Origin of the sequence: Undibacterium sp. MH2W, from assembly GCF_049340215.1 — a bacterium.
Classification (GTDB): Bacteria; Pseudomonadota; Gammaproteobacteria; order Burkholderiales; family Burkholderiaceae_D; genus Undibacterium.
This window is the reverse complement of the sequence record NZ_JBMPPA010000008.1, coordinates 1-17,164: the sequence shown is the minus strand read 5'-3', so window position 1 is coordinate 17,164 and position 17,164 is coordinate 1. Positions and strand designations below refer to the sequence as shown.

The 17,164-nt window shown below is 45.0% G+C and carries 9 protein-coding genes and 2 tRNA genes; 6 read left to right on the top strand and 5 right to left on the bottom strand.

What is annotated here, in order from left to right; all coding sequences use genetic code 11:
* Positions 1-339: 339 nt before the first annotated feature.
* Both ACO0K2_RS16510 and ACO0K2_RS16505 read left to right on the top strand, forming a co-directional pair.
* Complete coding sequence (locus ACO0K2_RS16510; RefSeq protein WP_423020819.1) at positions 340-1,590, top strand: aspartate kinase; 1,251 nt, start codon at positions 340-342, stop codon at positions 1,588-1,590.
* A 202-nt stretch (positions 1,591-1,792) separates the two neighbouring features.
* Positions 1,793-1,886 (top strand) — tRNA-Ser (locus ACO0K2_RS16505).
* 175 nt (positions 1,887-2,061) lie between these two features.
* Here ACO0K2_RS16505 and ACO0K2_RS16500 read toward each other — a convergent pair.
* The 5 genes from ACO0K2_RS16500 to ACO0K2_RS16480 all read right to left on the bottom strand — a co-directional run bounded on the left by ACO0K2_RS16500 (position 2,062) and on the right by ACO0K2_RS16480 (position 12,611).
* Positions 2,062-3,756: a PAS domain-containing sensor histidine kinase gene (locus ACO0K2_RS16500; protein ID WP_423020817.1), complete on the bottom strand. Its 1,695-nt coding sequence runs from the start codon at positions 3,754-3,756 to the stop codon at positions 2,062-2,064.
* A 349-nt stretch (positions 3,757-4,105) separates the two neighbouring features.
* Entirely contained in the window at positions 4,106-8,323 is a 4,218-nt protein-coding gene (locus ACO0K2_RS16495) for a response regulator (protein ID WP_423020815.1), read from the bottom strand.
* Positions 8,324-8,437: 114 nt separating this feature from the next.
* Positions 8,438-9,604: an HD domain-containing phosphohydrolase gene (locus ACO0K2_RS16490; protein WP_423020813.1), complete on the bottom strand. Its 1,167-nt coding sequence runs from the start codon at positions 9,602-9,604 to the stop codon at positions 8,438-8,440.
* A 402-nt stretch (positions 9,605-10,006) separates the two neighbouring features.
* Entirely contained in the window at positions 10,007-11,578 is a 1,572-nt protein-coding gene (locus ACO0K2_RS16485; protein WP_423020811.1) for an acetyl-CoA hydrolase/transferase family protein, read from the bottom strand.
* A gap of 91 nt (positions 11,579-11,669) precedes the next feature.
* On the bottom strand, positions 11,670-12,611 hold the full coding sequence (locus ACO0K2_RS16480; RefSeq protein WP_423020809.1) for a bestrophin family protein: 942 nt from the start codon (positions 12,609-12,611) through the stop codon (positions 11,670-11,672).
* Between the two features lie 183 nt (positions 12,612-12,794).
* Here ACO0K2_RS16480 and hpaR point away from each other — a divergent pair, with 183 nt between their 5' ends.
* From hpaR to ACO0K2_RS16460, 4 genes are all read left to right on the top strand, one after another.
* Positions 12,795-13,250, top strand: a complete 456-nt coding sequence (gene hpaR, locus ACO0K2_RS16475) for a homoprotocatechuate degradation operon regulator HpaR (RefSeq protein ID WP_423020807.1) — start codon at positions 12,795-12,797, stop codon at positions 13,248-13,250.
* 265 nt (positions 13,251-13,515) lie between these two features.
* The gene (locus ACO0K2_RS16470) at positions 13,516-14,454 is read left to right on the top strand and encodes an exopolyphosphatase (RefSeq protein WP_423020805.1); all 939 of its coding nucleotides are present in this window, start codon (positions 13,516-13,518) and stop codon (positions 14,452-14,454) included.
* 271 nt (positions 14,455-14,725) lie between these two features.
* Positions 14,726-16,609 (top strand): potassium transporter Kup, encoded by a 1,884-nt coding sequence (locus ACO0K2_RS16465; RefSeq protein ID WP_423020803.1) that lies wholly within the window; start codon positions 14,726-14,728, stop codon positions 16,607-16,609.
* A gap of 56 nt (positions 16,610-16,665) precedes the next feature.
* Positions 16,666-16,742, top strand: a tRNA-Arg gene (locus ACO0K2_RS16460).
* Positions 16,743-17,164 lie beyond the last annotated feature (422 nt).

The window sequence follows — 17,164 nt, the reverse complement described above, 5'->3', positions numbered from 1 at the left end:
TTTAAACCACATTAAAATGACATACCCCTGGGAGTATATTTATTAAGTCTTATTAATCAACGGTATAAGCTTATAAAATAGCGATACCCCCATAAGATTTAGGGGGATTCAGCTAAGGACCTGCTTCAAGGTGATGTGAGTAAGGTCCGTCATATGATGTTTTTATTTTCAATTCCCTTGTTAATTTGCCTTATTTTCTGTGGAAAATTTGTTCTTAATTGCGGCAAAACCACGGTTTCTTCAGAAATTTTGCTTTTGAGCTCCTTGTTATTTTGCAGGGCAGCATGTAGAGTAAGGGGTTGCTTTACCTCATTTCTCACCCTTTAGTCTTCTATATCTATGGCTTTAATCGTCCACAAATACGGCGGTACGTCGATGGGTTCTACGGAACGTATCAAGAACGTCGCCAAGCGCGTTGCCAAATGGCATGATGCCGGTCACCAGATAGTTGTGGTGCCATCGGCCATGTCCGGCGAAACAAATCGTATTATCGGCCTCGCCAAAGAAATCATGGCGCAACCGGACCCACGTGAGCTTGACATGATTGCCTCGACGGGCGAACAGGTTTCTGTTGGTTTGTTAGCAATGGCATTGCAAGCGATCGGTAAGCAGGCCGTCTCTTATGCGGGCTGGCAAGTTGCAATCAAAACCGATTCTTCCTACACCAAGGCACGTATTGCATCAATCGACGATGTGAAAGTGAAAGCAGACCTCGACGCAGGTAAGATCGTCATTATCACTGGTTTCCAAGGGGTGGATGAACAAGGCAATATCACCACGCTTGGACGTGGTGGCTCTGATACTTCTGCTGTAGCGGTTGCCGCGGCATTGAAGGCACAAGAGTGCTTGATTTACACAGACGTTGATGGGGTTTATACGACGGACCCACGCGTGGTCTCAGATGCACGCCGTTTGAACACTGTTACTTTTGAAGAAATGCTTGAAATGGCGTCGTTGGGTTCAAAAGTATTGCAAATTCGTTCGGTCGAGTTTGCAGGAAACTATCGTATGCCAACCCGGGTGTTGTCGTCTTTGACAGACCCGTTAATGCCGCTGGAAGAAGAAGCAAAATCCGGCACTCTGATTTCGTTTGAGGAAGATACACACATGGAACAAGCTACCATCACTGGCATCGCGTTTAACCGTGATGAAGCCAAAATTACCGTTCTGGGCGTGCCAGATCGCCCAGGCATTGCGTACCAGATTTTGGGACCGGTTGCTGACGCGAATATCGAAGTCGACATGATTATACAAAATCAGTCCGTCGAAGGAAAAACAGACTTCACTTTCACTGTGCCACGCGGCGAGTACCAAAAAGCGATGGAAGTCCTTGAAGGTAGCGTCAAAGCGCATATCGGCGCTGCGAGTATCGCTGGTGATTCCAAAGTATCGAAAGTCTCCGTTGTCGGCGTTGGTATGCGTAGCCATGTTGGTATCGCATCCCAGATGTTCCGTACATTGTCTGAAGAGGGTATCAATATTCAGATGATTTCGACTTCGGAAATTAAAATCTCTGTATTGATCGACGAAAAATACATGGAGCTCGCAGTACGTGCCTTGCACAAAGCATTTGGTTTGGAAAACGCTTAAGTAGGTTGATAAGTAGTAAGTCGATAAGTAGTAAGTGGGGTAGCAGGAAAGACATGAATGCTGCCCCAGTTCACTGTCTGGTGAACCATCGAGTTGAAAAAAACTATTTTTGTTTGCACCAGTAGTTGACCAAAGGCAGTTGAACCGCTATTATCTTGATCTCGATTACTGCCGAGCTCTCGGGCAAGGTTGGTAATAGTGTGGAGGCGTGGCCGAGTGGCCGAAGGCACTTCCCTGCTAAGGAAGCATATGGGCTTAAACCTGTATCGTGAGTTCGAATCTCACCGCCTCCGCCAGTAATTCTGATTAAGCCCCTGATTCGTCAGGGGCTTTTTCTTTTTGTCTTCGCGAAATGCCGCTGTGGCATTTAATTTCATTTCGCTCTTTCGCTCTTTCGCTTTTAGGCTGCAGCGATAGCAAGGCATCGATCACGCTCGGAAGAGGGTAGTAATAACTTCGATGCAGCGACTATCAGTGTAAAAAGTCCGTGTCAGTATTGTCCGAAATCTCGGGTGCTTTGAGCGGGAGATTCAGTTGAAAGCATGTACCACCAGTGTTGGCATCGCTGCTCACTGAGATTGTTCCGCCAAGCAAACCTGTCACGAGGTTGTGCACGATATGCAATCCCATTCCCGAACCGCCTTGACCCAGTCGTGTGGTAAAGAAAGGCTCAAAGACGCGCCGTAAATGGTCCTGAGGGATACCTTTTCCATTATCAGTAATCTGTAGCAACACCGTCTGTTCATCAACTAATTGGCCTCCAATTTGAATCAGTCCGCCTGATGATGATTCGAAACCATGCACGATGGCATTGTTGATGAGATTAATTAATACTTGCCCTAGCGGACCAGGAAAACTATCCATGTTGATTGATTCATCGATGTTTTTTTCAATACGACACTTCTCTTGCGATAATGTCGGGTTCATGGTCAGCAAAATTTCGGCTGTCAGTTGAGAAAGTGAAAAAAGCCGCCTTTTTGAGCTGGTACGATCAACGGCCACATGTTTGAAGCTGCTGACCAGATCTCCCGCTCGTGTCAGATTGCGCATGAGTATTTCGGTGGCGAGCGCCATCTCAGCGATAAAGCTCCTTAACGTTGATCGTTTCAAACCACCCTCAACCTGTGCTGCAATCTGCTGCAACATTTCCTCTTGCGTACTTGCGACCGTGAGGCTGTTTCCAATCGGGGTATTAAGCTCATGCGCAACACCGGCAACGAGAGAGCCAAGTGCCGCGAGTTTTTCAGATTGCACCAGTTGATCTTTTGCAATGTTGAGTGTTTCAAGAGCGCTCTTGAGTTCAGAATTTTTCGTTTGTAACTCTGCGGTTCTTTCGGCGACACGCTTCTCTAAGTGGGTGTTGAGCCGCATGATTTCTCTTGCAGCGGAACGGATCTCGGTCACATCATGCAACAATGAAATCATTAACTCTTCACCGCGTGAGACGTACAGTGTCGTGTTGATCATCATTTCTCTTTCACCGCTTGCGCCTAATCGAATTGTGGCGGGGAAATCCGTCACGGTAGCGTTGTCTTTGAGCAGTGCAACTAATTTGTCGCGATCATCAGGATCCTGCCAAACATTCAATTCTTGTGCTGTTTTGCCTACGATATCCTTCCGAGCCATTCCCATTTGTCGTTCAAAAGCAGAATTAACTTCTAGGTAGGTCCCATCTTTTAACCGGGAGATCGTCATGCAGTCTGGTGTTAAACGGAATGCTGCAGCGGATTGTTCAGAGGCTGCTAGTTGATCAGTAATATCGCGTGCAATCCATACGGCATGGGAGTTAATGGTGCCCTCTAGGGCAATCAAGCTACAATTGACAAGGCAATCTCGAATGGTGCCGTCACGGGTTCGCATCTTGGCAAGGTAATCGCGTGCTTGTCCTTCGCGCATCAATTCCGCTACCAGCTCATCTCGCTGTTCCGGTATCGCCCACACATTAAAGTCGCGAATAGGGCGCCCAATGACTTCTTCTCTCCGGTAACCGCTAATTTGTTCGAATCCTTTGTTGGCTTCGATGATTCTGCTATCACTGATATGTGTAATCACAATCCAGTCTGCACTAGTGTGAAAAACCCGCGTGAATTTTTCTTCGGTATCGCCGAGTTCAGCAAGAATCCATTGTTTGATTGCCTGCGGCAATATCCTTGAGAGGAGTCCCATATCGCAACTTATAAATGATTTGTGTCTGGAATCGTCGACAGACAGCGTACTTCTGTGGTCTTTTTGTTGTGAAGTATAAATGAATCATTACTCTACAGGAAAATAGCTTCATTACCCTTATTTTGCGTACTGAGCGTGGTTTTAATTGAACGGTAGCAAAATATATCAACTAAAAGTGGTATGTACACCAGAGGATTGGCTGTCTGAACGATATCGATGGGCGACTAATCCTTTCTCAGCAGCAATGGCATACATAGCCGATCCTAGGTGCGGATCGGCTATGGTATAGCGTAACGATTCATTGGGGAAAAAGAGATTGTATTGTTACTTGTTCTCGTGTTTTATTGCACTACTCTTGATCGATGCGAATGTCCAAAATATCAGCAAGGCGTCGCATGTGAGTGAGTGCCGTATCAAAATCGAAATTTCCAATGCGTTGTACTAGCTCAGTCACAGCAGCGTCATATCCCAATGCATTGAGAGTGGGGGTGAGTGAATCAAGCGTTTTAGCGGCGTTTGCATCGAGTGCGGAAAGTTCACTTACTAACTTACGCATCGCGTCACCAACTTCCACCATGTTAATGTTGACGATCGATGGTGTGGTGACAGCTTCTTTCGCTATTTCTGTCGATGCGGGAATGCTATTTGTGATGTGAGTGAGTTGATTTCGTAGTTCGATATCGACTAAAGATAGTGCCTTTTTCAAGGCCTCTGCATCTTGGGATTGAAATTCAGCTTCTGCATGAAGCGCTAATTTGCTTAATTCTATTGCGCCGATGTTGGCAGCAAGCCCTTTTAGCGTATGAACTTCACGTTTTGCTGTCTCCTGATCCTGTGACTTAAGCGCTACCTCAATACGTTCCATGACGGTTTGTTGGGTATCTCTAAATCGAATAATGAGCTTTTTCAATAGGCGCTCATTCCCACCCATTCGAGCGAGTGCATTTTGTAGATCGAGTCCCGTTATATGACGTGGTAACGCATTGATATCTAGAGGCGTTTCATTCGCCATTTTCTGAGCGACTTCAGAAAGCATAGGGACTTCACGTAAAGACGTGTTGCTGCCTTTAGGCTGGATCCATCTTGCCAGTGTTGAAAATAGTTGATTGACGTCAATAGGTTTGGCAATGTGGTCATTCATGCCGCATTCGATACATTTTTCTTTATCGCCAGCCATCGCATTGGCAGTCATTGCTAGGATGGGCAATTCGGCAAAGCGTGCATCTTCGCGAATTTTTCTTGTAGCTTGAAATCCATCCATCACTGGCATTTGGCAGTCCATGAGAACGCCATCGTAGTTTGAATGGCGAATTTTATGGACAGCCTCTTCTCCATTGTTGGCAACGTCAACACGAATATCTGCCCCTTGCAATATTTCGAGCGCCAATTCCTGATTGACTATGTTGTCCTCAACGAGGAGAAGGAATGCCCCTTTAACCTTATTTTCCGCTTCCTTATTGCTTGCTTCCTTCTCGCTTTTCCGTGTTTTCTGTGCAGCCTCTTTGCCGAGTGCATTAAGAATGCTATCAAGCAGCATGGATGGGTTGATTGGTTTAGCAATGACACCTTTCACGAATTGCATATCGCTCGGGAAATTGAGGTCTTCTCTGCTGTCAGCAGTAATGACTACCATAGCTGGAATCGTGGTTAATTTGCCGCTGGTCCGTATGTATTCAATGGTTTCATTTCCATTCATGTCTGGCATGTGCCAGTCCACAAAAACGAGATCATATGGTTTTCCTTGCGTCTCAGCCGTCTCTAGTAGCTGAAGTGCCTTGAAGCCATCTTCAACACTGAGCGTGTCAAATTTCAACGAATTGAGCATCGTCGTCATAATTTCTCGAGCAGCGGGATAATCATCAATTACTAAGATTTTGAGTCCATTTAACTCTTGCGCTGTGAGAGAGAGTTGGCGTTGTGTAGGCTGAATGCCAAAGTGAGCGTTGAAATAAAAGGTGCTTCCAACCCCAGGCTCGCTCTCTACACCAATTTCACCTTTCATCAATTCAACAAGTTTTTTACTGATCGTGAGCCCTAATCCAGTACCGCCGTATTTACGGGTAGTCGATTCATCCGCTTGGGAAAATGCATTAAATAACTTGTTTCGTTGGTGTTCACTGAGGCCAATTCCGGTATCTTTCACTTCAAAGCGCAAATTGATCTCATCAGAGGAATGAGAAATTCTCTTGATAGTAAGAGTGACATTACCTTTCTCAGTAAATTTAATGGCGTTATTGACGAGATTAATCAAGACTTGCCCTAGTCGCAAAGCGTCTCCGATCAAGGCGGTCGGTATGTCTGTTGAGATATCAAAAAGGAGCTCAATATTTTTTTCGCGTGCTTTGATAATCGACAGATCTGCAAGTTGTTCGAGGACGTCTTCTAGGATGAAATCAGAAGCTTCCATTGATAACTTGCCTGCTTCAATTTTTGAAAAGTCGAGAATATCGTTGATGATGCCAAGCAGATTTTTAGCGGCCGACGACACCTTTTGAATGTAATTTTGCTGTTTCTGATCGAGATTCGTTTTGAGTGCGAGCGCGGACATACCGATAATCGCATTCATCGGTGTTCGAATTTCGTGACTCATATTTGCGAGAAAATCGCTCTTTGCTTTCGTTGCGTCCTCTGCGACAATTTTTGCATTAAGTAATGCCTCTTGTGCGAGCTTTCGCTCAGTGATATCGCGGAATATCACGACTGAGCCTTGAATTTGATCGTCTTTGAAGACCGCTGTTGTTGTGTATTCGACAGAGATGGGGCCACCATCTTTTCGCCAGAGTGCATCGTGGTCGATATGACGGACTTTTCCATCGTTGAGGGTCAAATTAACGGGTGAAACCTCATCAGGGAGCGTGGTGCCATCTGTATGAGCATAGTGCAGCATGGTGTTAATTGACTTTCCAATCAGCTCATCTTTGTCATAACCGAGAAGCTGGTCTGCTGCAAGGTTGGAAAAAGTGATTTCTCCTTGCGTATTCAGACCGATGATGCCGTCGCCGACGGCACTGAGAAGTAGTCGCGTTCTTTCTTCCGTTTGACTTAAAATCTCTCGACTCCGCTCCAGTTCTTCGCGCTGATCGAGTAATGTGATTTTTTGTTGTTCAAGCTCATCTGATTGCTCTTCAAGGTAGCGCGCTTGCTCAGCGAGCTTTGCGTTGTTTTCTTCCAACTCCTCTCCACGAACGCGAAGCTGGAGTTCCGATGCTGCGAGTTCATCGGCTTGGGTTTTTGTTTTATTAAGTAATTCGAGAGTGGCAGCATTACCTGCTAATAGTTGAATTTTTTCTGGGATTGATTCCAGCAAGAGTTCGATTAAATGAATTTTCTCTGTTTCAAATGGATGAAGTGAGCCCATCTCAATGACGCCGAGTACTTTTGATTGGTGAATGATTGGAGCGATGTAAATATGATCCACGGCGAGTTTGCCGAGCCCAGTACTCACACAAATGTCGCATCCTTTTTTCTGTGAGAGAATGACGTGCTTTTGATCTTTTGCTACTTGTCCTACAAGTCCTTGTCCCCATTCAAACCGTTTGGTATGAAGATGATCATCGCACCCATACCCCCCGACTCTTTCTAGTTGGGTTTGTTGTTCGTCGATCATATACAAAGCACCGTATACCAACTGCAAATTGAATGCTATTTCTGCACTCAATAGATCGCCAAATTCTTTGAATTCTGTCGCCTTCTGAATGGTTTGATTAATTTTTGTTAGCTGACCTTCAATAAGGTACGTCGCATTAAATTTCTTCGCTTCTTGTTGAAGAAGGTGCACGGATTTGGCAATGGCGCCAAGCTCATTCTTATAATTAGTGTAAGGGACGTCATCGTCGAGTTGCGACAATGAAATGTCGTTGATGCAAGTAACGAGTCTATTTAGTGGGCGTCGAATCGACAGTGTAATGAGTATGGCGAGTAACGTTGCTCCGATAAGACCACCAGATAACAAGTAAACCGCTGTAGCAAGTGATTGGTCATACTTTTCTTGAACTAAGTTAATCGTTGCTACGGTGTCTAATTTTTTTTGAGTGACTAATTCGGTTAGTTTGTCATCGGCATTGTTAACTGCGATCAAATATTCAGGACTAACTAAGAATTCTGATACAGTCAATCCTTGGTTGGCATCCCTTTTTTCTTGATCAATTAATTCTAAGGCGTGATCAACTTTGGCGAGATAGATCGCATACATGTCTTCAAATTGTTTGATTTTGTCTTTGTCGGTGTCACGGAAGATGAGTTTTTTTGATTCCTCTAACTCTGTTTGTAATAGTTGTTGCGAGTGTTGAAGGTCTCTCTTCGCTGTTTCCTTTTTCTCGAGCGTTCTCGAAAGGGCGATTTGGCGAATGCTTCGCTCAATATACATTAAGTCGATATTTGATTCTTGGAGATGAGAAATGCCAAATAAGTTTGTTTCAAAACTTTTCTTAGCGACATTCTTAATTTCTGCTGTGCTGTTTAATGTAATGATGCCGGTGATCAGCGCAATCATAATCGTGAAGCCAAAACCGATGACTAGTTTTATCGTTAGTTGCGATCGTTCAAAAATTTGAATCACATTTTTCATATGCCCGCCGGGAAACCCAGAGTAGTGTGGTTAAGCGACATCGAATCATTGACAACAGTTACTTTCGCTTAATAAAGTCGTTAAGAATTATTTGGTCGTTGTGCATTTTTTATTTCATGTTTGATTTCCTAGTGTGATTTTAATTAGTGTGGATTTTTCATCGAGATCTTTCTCGTTATCTGAATAGGTTAAAGCGATAGTGTAGAAAGTTTGATCTATCGCGCAAAACGCATCGACGACGTCTGGATCAAAATGCGTTCCTCTTCCTTCTACAATAATTTGCTTTGCTTTTTCATGGGGCATCGGTTCTTTATATACGCGACGACTAATGAGTGCGTCGTAGACATCTGCTAACGCCATTAGTCTTGCTGAGACGGGAATGTCGTCTCCACTTGCACCGGTTGGATAGCCACTACCATCCCATTTTTCTTGATGATAGTAGGCAATCTCTTTGGCAAATTGCAGGAAGTCCACCTGAGTCCCAAGATGCTCTTCGGCCTTAACGATGGCGTTGTAACCAATCGTCGTATGTGTTTTCATAATCTCAAATTCATCGACCGTGAGGCGTCCTGGCTTTAAAAGTATCCGGTCTGGTATGCCGACTTTACCGATGTCGTGTAGCGGCGCAGATTTAAAAATCAATTCAATATTTTGTTGAGATAGAAAATCGTTAAAGCGCGGATGTGGCTGTAGCTCGAGTGCTAGCGCCTTGATGTATTGTTGAGTGCGCTGTATGTGATTCCCTGTTTCTAAATCTCGTGTTTCGGCAAGAGATGTCATCGTAAAGATCGTGACATCCTGAATTGCTTCCATCGCTTTCGTACGTTCTTTAATTTCAGCTTCGAGATATGTATTTTTATTTCGAATGAAATCAGCTGCCGCTTTATTTTCTAGATGTGTTTTTATTCTCGCTTCCATTACGGCTGGCGATATGGGCTTGGTAATGTAATCAACAGCGCCAGATTCTAGACCTCTTTTTTCATCTTCGACGGAGGTCATTGCCGTTAAGAAAATAACCGGAATATCTTTCGTTTCTATATTGTTTTTCAGTTCACGGATCACATCATAGCCAGACATTTCAGGCATCATAATGTCGAGCAAAATGAGATCTGGCTTGATGTTGTCGTTAATATGGCGCAGAGCGGTTCGCGCGCTATTGGCAAGCTTTAGTTTATATTTGTCTTTGAGTAGTTCAGATATCTGTATGAGTATATCTGGCGTATCATCCACCACCATGATAGTTGCTTGCAGCGGAATGGGAGGGGAGTTGCTGTTCAACATAATATTCCTCAGATGACCAAATCTACCCAAGATTTTTGAGACTACCTTTGTGAAAGGTAGCGTAATAAATCAAACCAAAAGTGAAAAGGTGTTAATAAAGCGATATCTAGAGGATAGAACCTGTTTTTTATTTTGTCGATTACTTAAATAAGTCAAATTAAACAAATACACCCCAATGAATTAACTTGAATAAATTAACTTGAATGAATTAATTTGAATGAATTAATTTGATCTTACCGATGCCTACTTGGTTTTAAGAAAATGAAAAATAAAGGTATGCGAAGAAGGATAGTGAGATATTCGCTCAAAACGTTTGTGCGTGAAGAGGCAAATAGAAGTAATGAGGAGTGAAACGTATCCATGGATAACTTCACTCCTGATCGAAAGAAATTGTTGAAGTGTTTACGCGGCGACTTTTAAGTCAATAGTCGCCTCCAACATGCTTCCTGTTTCTCTATAGCGTGTGTGCCACGCAAATGCTTTCTCAAGGACATGGGGTGTGTGTCCTCCGCGTTGTTCTGCTTCTTTAAGATACGCAAGCAACATTGCCTTATAGGGTTCAGCAACACAATGTTGAATAATTTGTTGTGCTCTTTCCCTTGGCGCAAGACCGCGTAAATCAGCAAGACCTATTTCTGTCACGATAATGTCGACGTCATGTTCGGTATGATCAACGTGCGTCACCATGGGGACGATGCTTGAAATTCTCCCGTCCTTCGCGATCGACTTTGTCGCAAAGACGGAAAGGTAAGCGTTCCGAGCAAAGTCGCCTGAGCCGCCGATACCATTCATCATGTGTGTGCCAAGGACATGTGTTGAGTTAACGTTGCCGTAGATGTCGGCCTCAAGCGCGGTGTTGATCGTAATTAAACCGAGACGACGAATGACTTCTGGATGATTGCTAATTTCTTGAGGGCGTAATACAAGGCGGTCTTTGTATTTTGTGATGTCGGCGAAGACTTCTTTACTTTTTTCGGCGGAAAGCGTGATTGAAGAGCCAGAAGCAAAATCAAGTTTCCCCGCATCAAACAGATCGAACGTGGAGTCTTGTAATACTTCGGAATACATCGTCAAATGTTCGAAGGGACTATCGATAAAACCCATCATCACTGCGTTTGCAATCGTCCCGATACCTGCTTGGAGAGGCATCAAGTTATTCCCTAATCGACCATCACGTACTTCGTCCTTAAAAAAATTAACGAGATGAGCGGCGATTTTTGCTGTGTCTTCATCAGGGGGTAAGATGGTGGAGGCACTATCTTTTTTCTGGGTGATCACGATCGCGACAATTTTTTCCGGTGGAATAACGATGGCAGTCGTACCAACGCGGTCACTGACAGAGGTGATCGGCACAGGTTCGCGACGTGGTCGGTGCTTTGGAATAAAAATATCGTGAAGGCCTTCCAGCTCTAGTGCTTGTGTCACATTAATTTCAACGATGACCTGATCAGCCAGGATAGCGAAGCTGGCGCTATTACCAACAGAGGTTGTTGGAATGATTGCGCCGGTTTCGGTGATCGCGATCGCTTCGATAATGGCAACATCAATGGCGTTAATTTGACGTGTACGCAATAGCTCGACCGTTTCAGACAAATGCTGATCAACGTACATGACCTCGCCCCGATTAATCGCAGCGCGTAAAGTGGGGTCTGCCTGAAATGGCATACGTCTGCTCATCGCTCCGGCCTCAGTCAGCGTTTTATCGACGTCATTACCAAGTGATGCACCTGTCATTAAACTGATTTTCAGTTGTTCATTCTTGGCTCTTTCAGCGATAGCCAGTGGGACGACTTTTGCATCACCTGCACGGGTGAATCCGCTCATGCCAACCGTCATGCCATCTTCGATCCAAGACGCGGCGTGTTCCGCGCTGGTAATGCGATTCCTCAATGCCGGTAAGCGAATTCTCTCTTCTTCGATTTGTTGATGGCTGATGGAATCGTGTCCTTGAAGCGGTTGATGCGTGTCGTACATGGTAAATCCTTTGTCTCTGAAAGTGGATAGCAAATGTCGGGTGATCAGTGATCTGTTATGGTTATATGGATTGGAGAGCGCTGAAGCGAACTTAGGTAATGCAGTAGTCGACTGGCTTGAGCGGCTCTGGAATTGCTGTATCTTGCAAGGATTCGCGTAATTCAATTTCAATGGTTCTGCAAATCGCATCAAGAGGGAGGTCGTTGGTTTCTGTGCCGAACGGTTCTTCGATTTCATCACCGAGCGCATCCAGACCGAAAAATGTGTAAGCGACAATCGCAACCACAAAAGGCGTCATGAAACCAATGGAATCCACAAGCCCGAACGGCAGTAAAAAGCAGTAAATATAAGCAGTTCGGTGGAGCAGGAGTGTGTAAGAAAATGGAATCGGCGTATTACGAATGCGCTCACAAGCTGCGCCTGCTGCAGTAATCGTAGAGAGGGTGGCGTCTAGATTGGCGGCAAGGCAGGATTCGATGCGACCTTCTTTGAGTGTTTGCCGCAAATCCTGTCCCATATTCAGCATCAGAAAATCAGGTTTATTTCTACTCAGCTGCATTTTCTGCAGCTCTTCTGCCGTGAGCCATTGAGCCATTTCTGGCTTTGTTTCTTGATTCCGGAGTAAATCGCGCAATGCATGGCAATAGGCGATGGTTCTCAATATCATGCGAACCCGGATATCGCTCAGACCGTTGCTTGCCCTTGCTGGGAGTGGATCATCGATGAGGCTTTGGCATTGGCGCGATAAGTTGCGTGCCCTCAGCAGAAGCTCTCCCCATAGCTTTCGCCCCTCCCAAAAACGGTCATACGCAGCATTGTTTCGAAAGCCAAGGAAAATCGAGATCGGTAAGCCAATCAGGGTAAAGGGGATCGTAGTGAGTGTGATTTTGAGCTCGAAGAGATCTCCGTGTGAAATCGTGACGAGCGTTGCAATCAGGATGTTGATCGTTAGCGCAGGGAGAATCCGTGGTAATACAGATCCCCGTAAAAGCAAAAACAGGCGAAAGCCTGATGGTCTGTCGCGAACAATCATGCGCTAGCCATAAAAAGTAGTCGATTCAAAATTACTCCAAAATTACTAACATATGAGTAAATTAAATCACTAATATGTGAGTAAGTCAAATCGTCGCGCTATCATGTCTGTAAAATAAGGGGCTGTGTCAACGCAATGCGCTTCACAAGCAGCAACATCCCCAGAGTAAGATCAGGAGTCGTTATGAGTCATAAAATTGCTTACCGCAATTTGCCGCAGTTATTTTTAAAAGCACGCGCCAACTTGATGGCGCATTTCAAGCCGATTCTTGGTCATTTTGGTTTGACCGATCAGCAATGGCGGATCTTGCGCGTGCTAGATGAGTATGGAAGTCTTGAGCCTAGAGAATTGTGCGATTTGTGCCAGATATCGAGTCCCAGTATGGCAGGGGTGTTAAAGCGCATGGAGGAACTCGATATGATTGGTCGCAGTGCCATCGAGGGAGATCAGCGGCGTGTCCTTATTGGTCTCTCGGAGGCGGGGGATGCACTCATGACGGAAATGGCACCGCTCATTGATTTGCAATATAAACATATCGAGCAGACCTTCGGTATCGACGCGATGAATGAACTCGTCGCGGTGCTTGAGCGTTTTAATGCCGTCTCGGAAGAGGCGGTTGAACACATTGTATTGAAGTAATAATGTTGTCTTAATGCAAGATCGCGCAAGGAATGTGTCGGATATGTAAATGGTTATTATAAAAGCAATTAAATAAATAGACATGGTATCTAAAACCAACTACATTAAACAAAGCTTTTTTAGTGATTACGTGATGGCGTCGAGTTAAATCCAATTCACTCGATGTTGTATCTCGTCATTGACCAAAAGAACTCGTCTTCTCTTAATGAAGCCTTGATTCTCTTGTTTTTCTGAACTTTGTTCTATCCAATGTGAAGGGCACGCTATGTCTACTGACTCAAAAAAATTTCGACTCATTACCCGCAGTGACTTTGATGGACTTGTGTGTGCAGTATTGCTCAAACATCTCGATATGATCGATGAGATTCTATTTGTTCATCCGAAAGACATGCAGGATGGGAAAATTGCAGTCACCGACAACGATATCAGTACGAATTTGCCCTATGTCGAATCAGTTCATTTAGCGTTCGATCACCACTCATCAGAGGCGATTCGTAATTTTGGTGACCGCCACAACCATGTCATCGAGCCTGATGCACCCTCCGCCGCACGCGTTGTCTATAACTTTTATGGTGGCGCTAATACTTTTCCAGCGTCATGGAATGAGATGATGGCAGCCGTGGATAAAGGGGATTCCGCGCAATTTAATCGCGACGAAGTGCTCAATCCTCAGGGGTGGGATCTATTAAACTTTTTGATGGACGCGAGGACTGGGCTTGGTCGCTTCCGGGAGTTTCGTATCTCTAATTACGCTTTAATGATGGAATTGATTGATATGTGTAAAACACAAACAATCGATCAAATCATGACCAATCCCGATGTCAAGGAGCGGGTTGATCTCTATTTGGAGCATCAGGAAAAGTGCAAAGAGCAGATTCTCCGGTGTTCTACAGTGCATTTCAACCTTGTCGTGCTGGATTTGCGCAATGAACCTGTTATCTACGCGGGGAACCGTTTTTTAATTTACGCATTGTTCCCAGAAATCAATATTTCCATTCACGTTTTGTGGGGCTTGAAAAATCAAAATACGGTATTGGCAACTGGGAAGTCCATTTTGAACCGAACGTCACGCACCAATATTGGATCACTCATGCTGGAATACGGTGGTGGGGGTCATGAAAACGCAGGAACCTGCCAAATTGAAAATGACCTCGTGCAGCGTGTCTTGTCGGTACTCATTAATAGGATTAATGCAGACGGATGATTTTTTTGTGGGTACAACATGGATTGTGCCCACAACTTTCTAGGCGTTAGTACTTTTGACTTGTCGCAATGTTTTTCCATGCGGCAATTAACTCGTTGTTTTTGCTTCACTTTATTGTTGCCTTATATCTTTTTTGCCTAGCACAAAAGGCATAATCCGTATATTGATGTGTTGTGTAAAAAATCTATAAAAGGATTTTTTGTTGTGCGCTATTGAAATAAAGGGCGGATTCGCCTACTGTGCAATGCACCAAAAACAATAAGGTACGCAATTGGAAAATCATCAAGATCACACAAAGAGTAGTTTAGCTGCTCTATCCTTGGCGGCGATCGGTATCGTTTATGGCGATATAGGCACCAGTCCCCTCTACACCATGCAAGAAGTCTTCTCTCCAGAGCATGGTCTTGAACTCAATGAATTCAATATTTTTGGTGTTGTTTCTCTCATTTGTTGGGGGTTAATCATCATCGTCGCGCTGAAATACGTTACGTTGATCCTCCGCGCAGATAACCGCGGAGAGGGCGGAATTATGGCGCTGACAGCGTTAGCACTCGAGTCAGTTGGTAAATCATCGAAACTGCACTTAACACTATTCGTGCTCGGCTTATTTGGTGCCGCTTTATTCTACGGCGATGGGGTGATTACACCCGCCGTGTCCGTGCTCTCTGCCATTGAGGGGTTGAAGGTAGCGACGCCTGCTTTCGATCCGTATGTGGTGCCAATTACTGTAGTAGTCATTATTGCTCTGTATGCAGTGCAATATAAAGGGACGGCTGGTATCGGTAACTGGTTTGGCCCCATCATGTTAATTTGGTTTATCGCATTGGCGACCATGGGTGTCTACAATATCGCGAAAAACCCTGCGATTGCGGGTGCACTTAACCCGATCCACGCTTTTCGATTTATGCAGGTGCACGGTTGGATCGCCTTCTTGGCCTTGGGTGCGGTTGTGCTCGCATTCACGGGTGCTGAAGCGCTCTACGCAGACATGGGCCACTTTGGCAGTAAGCCAATTCGTACTGCATGGTTTTTCTGTGTTTTCCCGGCGTTAGGTTTAAATTATTTGGGGCAGGGCGCGCTGTTAATCGTCAATCCAGCTGCAGTTAGTAATCCGTTTTACCAGCAGTTGGGCGCGTGGAGTGTCTATCCACTCGTGATTATCTCTGCGATTGCCACCGTGATTGCTTCGCAGGCGACAATCTCTGGCACTTTCTCGATGACGAAGCAGGCGATTTCGCTCGGCATCATGCCGCGCATGCAGATCATCCACACTTCGGCAAAAGAAATTGGGCAAATCTATATTCCAGCAGTGAACTGGGCGCAGCTCGTCGTGGTAGTCGCTGCAGTGATTGGCTTTGGGTCCTCTTCTAATCTCGCCTCGGCCTACGGTATTGCCGTGACGGGTACGATGCTGGTTACCTCATTGCTGACCTTCTTTGTGATTCGTTACGGCTGGAAGTACAACCCTTTGCTGTGCTTCCTGGCAACCGGATTTTTTGTCGCAATCGATCTTGCGCTGTTCTCTGCCAACGCAATGAAGATCTTCCATGGCGGTTGGTTCCCACTGGTGTTAGGTATCGTGATGTTCGTTGTCATGATGACGTGGAAACGTGGACGTGAGCTGGTTTTTGATAACCTGAAAAAACATGCGATTCCATTGAGTGACTTTTTGGATTCACTTTTCGTCTCACCGCCACAGCGCGTTGCTGGTACCGCGATTTTTCTTCGTGGTGAGGCTGATGGTGTACCTCACGCCTTGCTGCATAATTTGTCGCACAATAAAATTTTACATGAACGAGTCATTTTCCTGACCTTGCACAACAAGGAAATCCCATGGGTTGCATTGGCAGACCGTGTGGTGGTGACCGATCTTGGACACAACTGTTTCCAGATCGATGTGAATTACGGGTTTAAAAATGAGCCTGATATTCCAAAAGCATTGGCATTATGCGAGACGAAGGGCTTAACTTTTGAGCCTCTGGAAACTTCGTATTTCATTTCTCGTCAGACGATTGTCTCCAAACCTGAACGCGGCATGGCACTGTGGCGTGAGTGGTTGTTTGTCACGATGTCACGCAATTCACGCGATGCGGCGGATTACTATCGAATCCCAACGAACCGTGTGATTGAAGTGGGTTCGCAGGTCGAAATTTAAAACTTTGGCATGGGGGCTTATCAAATCAAAACCCCTGTGCTATAATTTTGTTTTTCGCGGCTGTAGCTCAGCTGGATAGAGTACTTGGCTACGAACCAAGGGGTCGTGGGTTCGATTCCTGCCAGCCGCACCAGATTCAAGGGACTAGATGAAAATCTAGTCCCTTTTTTCTTTTCTGACTCAGGTTTTTGAGTCACTCCCAGTCTTCAGTCTCATGATCTACATTCGTTTCAAAAGTGGCGCAATAGTTAATTAAATTGTAAAGTTGCATCCAACTTGAAAAATGAGGGGGGCTTTAATTGACATCCTTGGTAACGGCAATCGCGATTTTGATGATCGGATTTTCTTTGGGAAGTGTCTTTGTGTTGGCAGTGACGCACTTCAGCAGGGATAGATATCGAGATTTCCCATTGTCACGTTCAATGGGTTTGAGCTTCCCCTGAAATTTAGTTCCCCAAAGGTGACGTAAAATAAACGTAACTTTGGAAAGACAAATGATGAACAGGATACCAAAAAAAGCTTACACGACCGAGTTTAAAGAACTGGCCGTTAAAC

What these genes read in the sequence shown, in the direction of transcription:
- ACO0K2_RS16470 (WP_423020805.1), top strand. Translation starts at nt 13,516, where the DNA reads ATGTCTACTGACTCAAAAAAATTTCGACTCATTACCCGCAGTGACTTT.
- ACO0K2_RS16480 (WP_423020809.1), bottom strand. Translation starts at nt 12,611, where the DNA reads ATGATTGTTCGCGACAGACCATCAGGCTTTCGCCTGTTTTTGCTTTTA.
- hpaR (WP_423020807.1), top strand. Translation starts at nt 12,795, where the DNA reads ATGAGTCATAAAATTGCTTACCGCAATTTGCCGCAGTTATTTTTAAAA.
- ACO0K2_RS16500 (WP_423020817.1), bottom strand. Translation starts at nt 3,756, where the DNA reads ATGGGACTCCTCTCAAGGATATTGCCGCAGGCAATCAAACAATGGATT.
- ACO0K2_RS16485 (WP_423020811.1), bottom strand. Translation starts at nt 11,578, where the DNA reads ATGTACGACACGCATCAACCGCTTCAAGGACACGATTCCATCAGCCAT.
- ACO0K2_RS16510 (WP_423020819.1), top strand. Translation starts at nt 340, where the DNA reads ATGGCTTTAATCGTCCACAAATACGGCGGTACGTCGATGGGTTCTACG.
- ACO0K2_RS16495 (WP_423020815.1), bottom strand. Translation starts at nt 8,323, where the DNA reads ATGAAAAATGTGATTCAAATTTTTGAACGATCGCAACTAACGATAAAA.
- ACO0K2_RS16490 (WP_423020813.1), bottom strand. Translation starts at nt 9,604, where the DNA reads ATGTTGAACAGCAACTCCCCTCCCATTCCGCTGCAAGCAACTATCATG.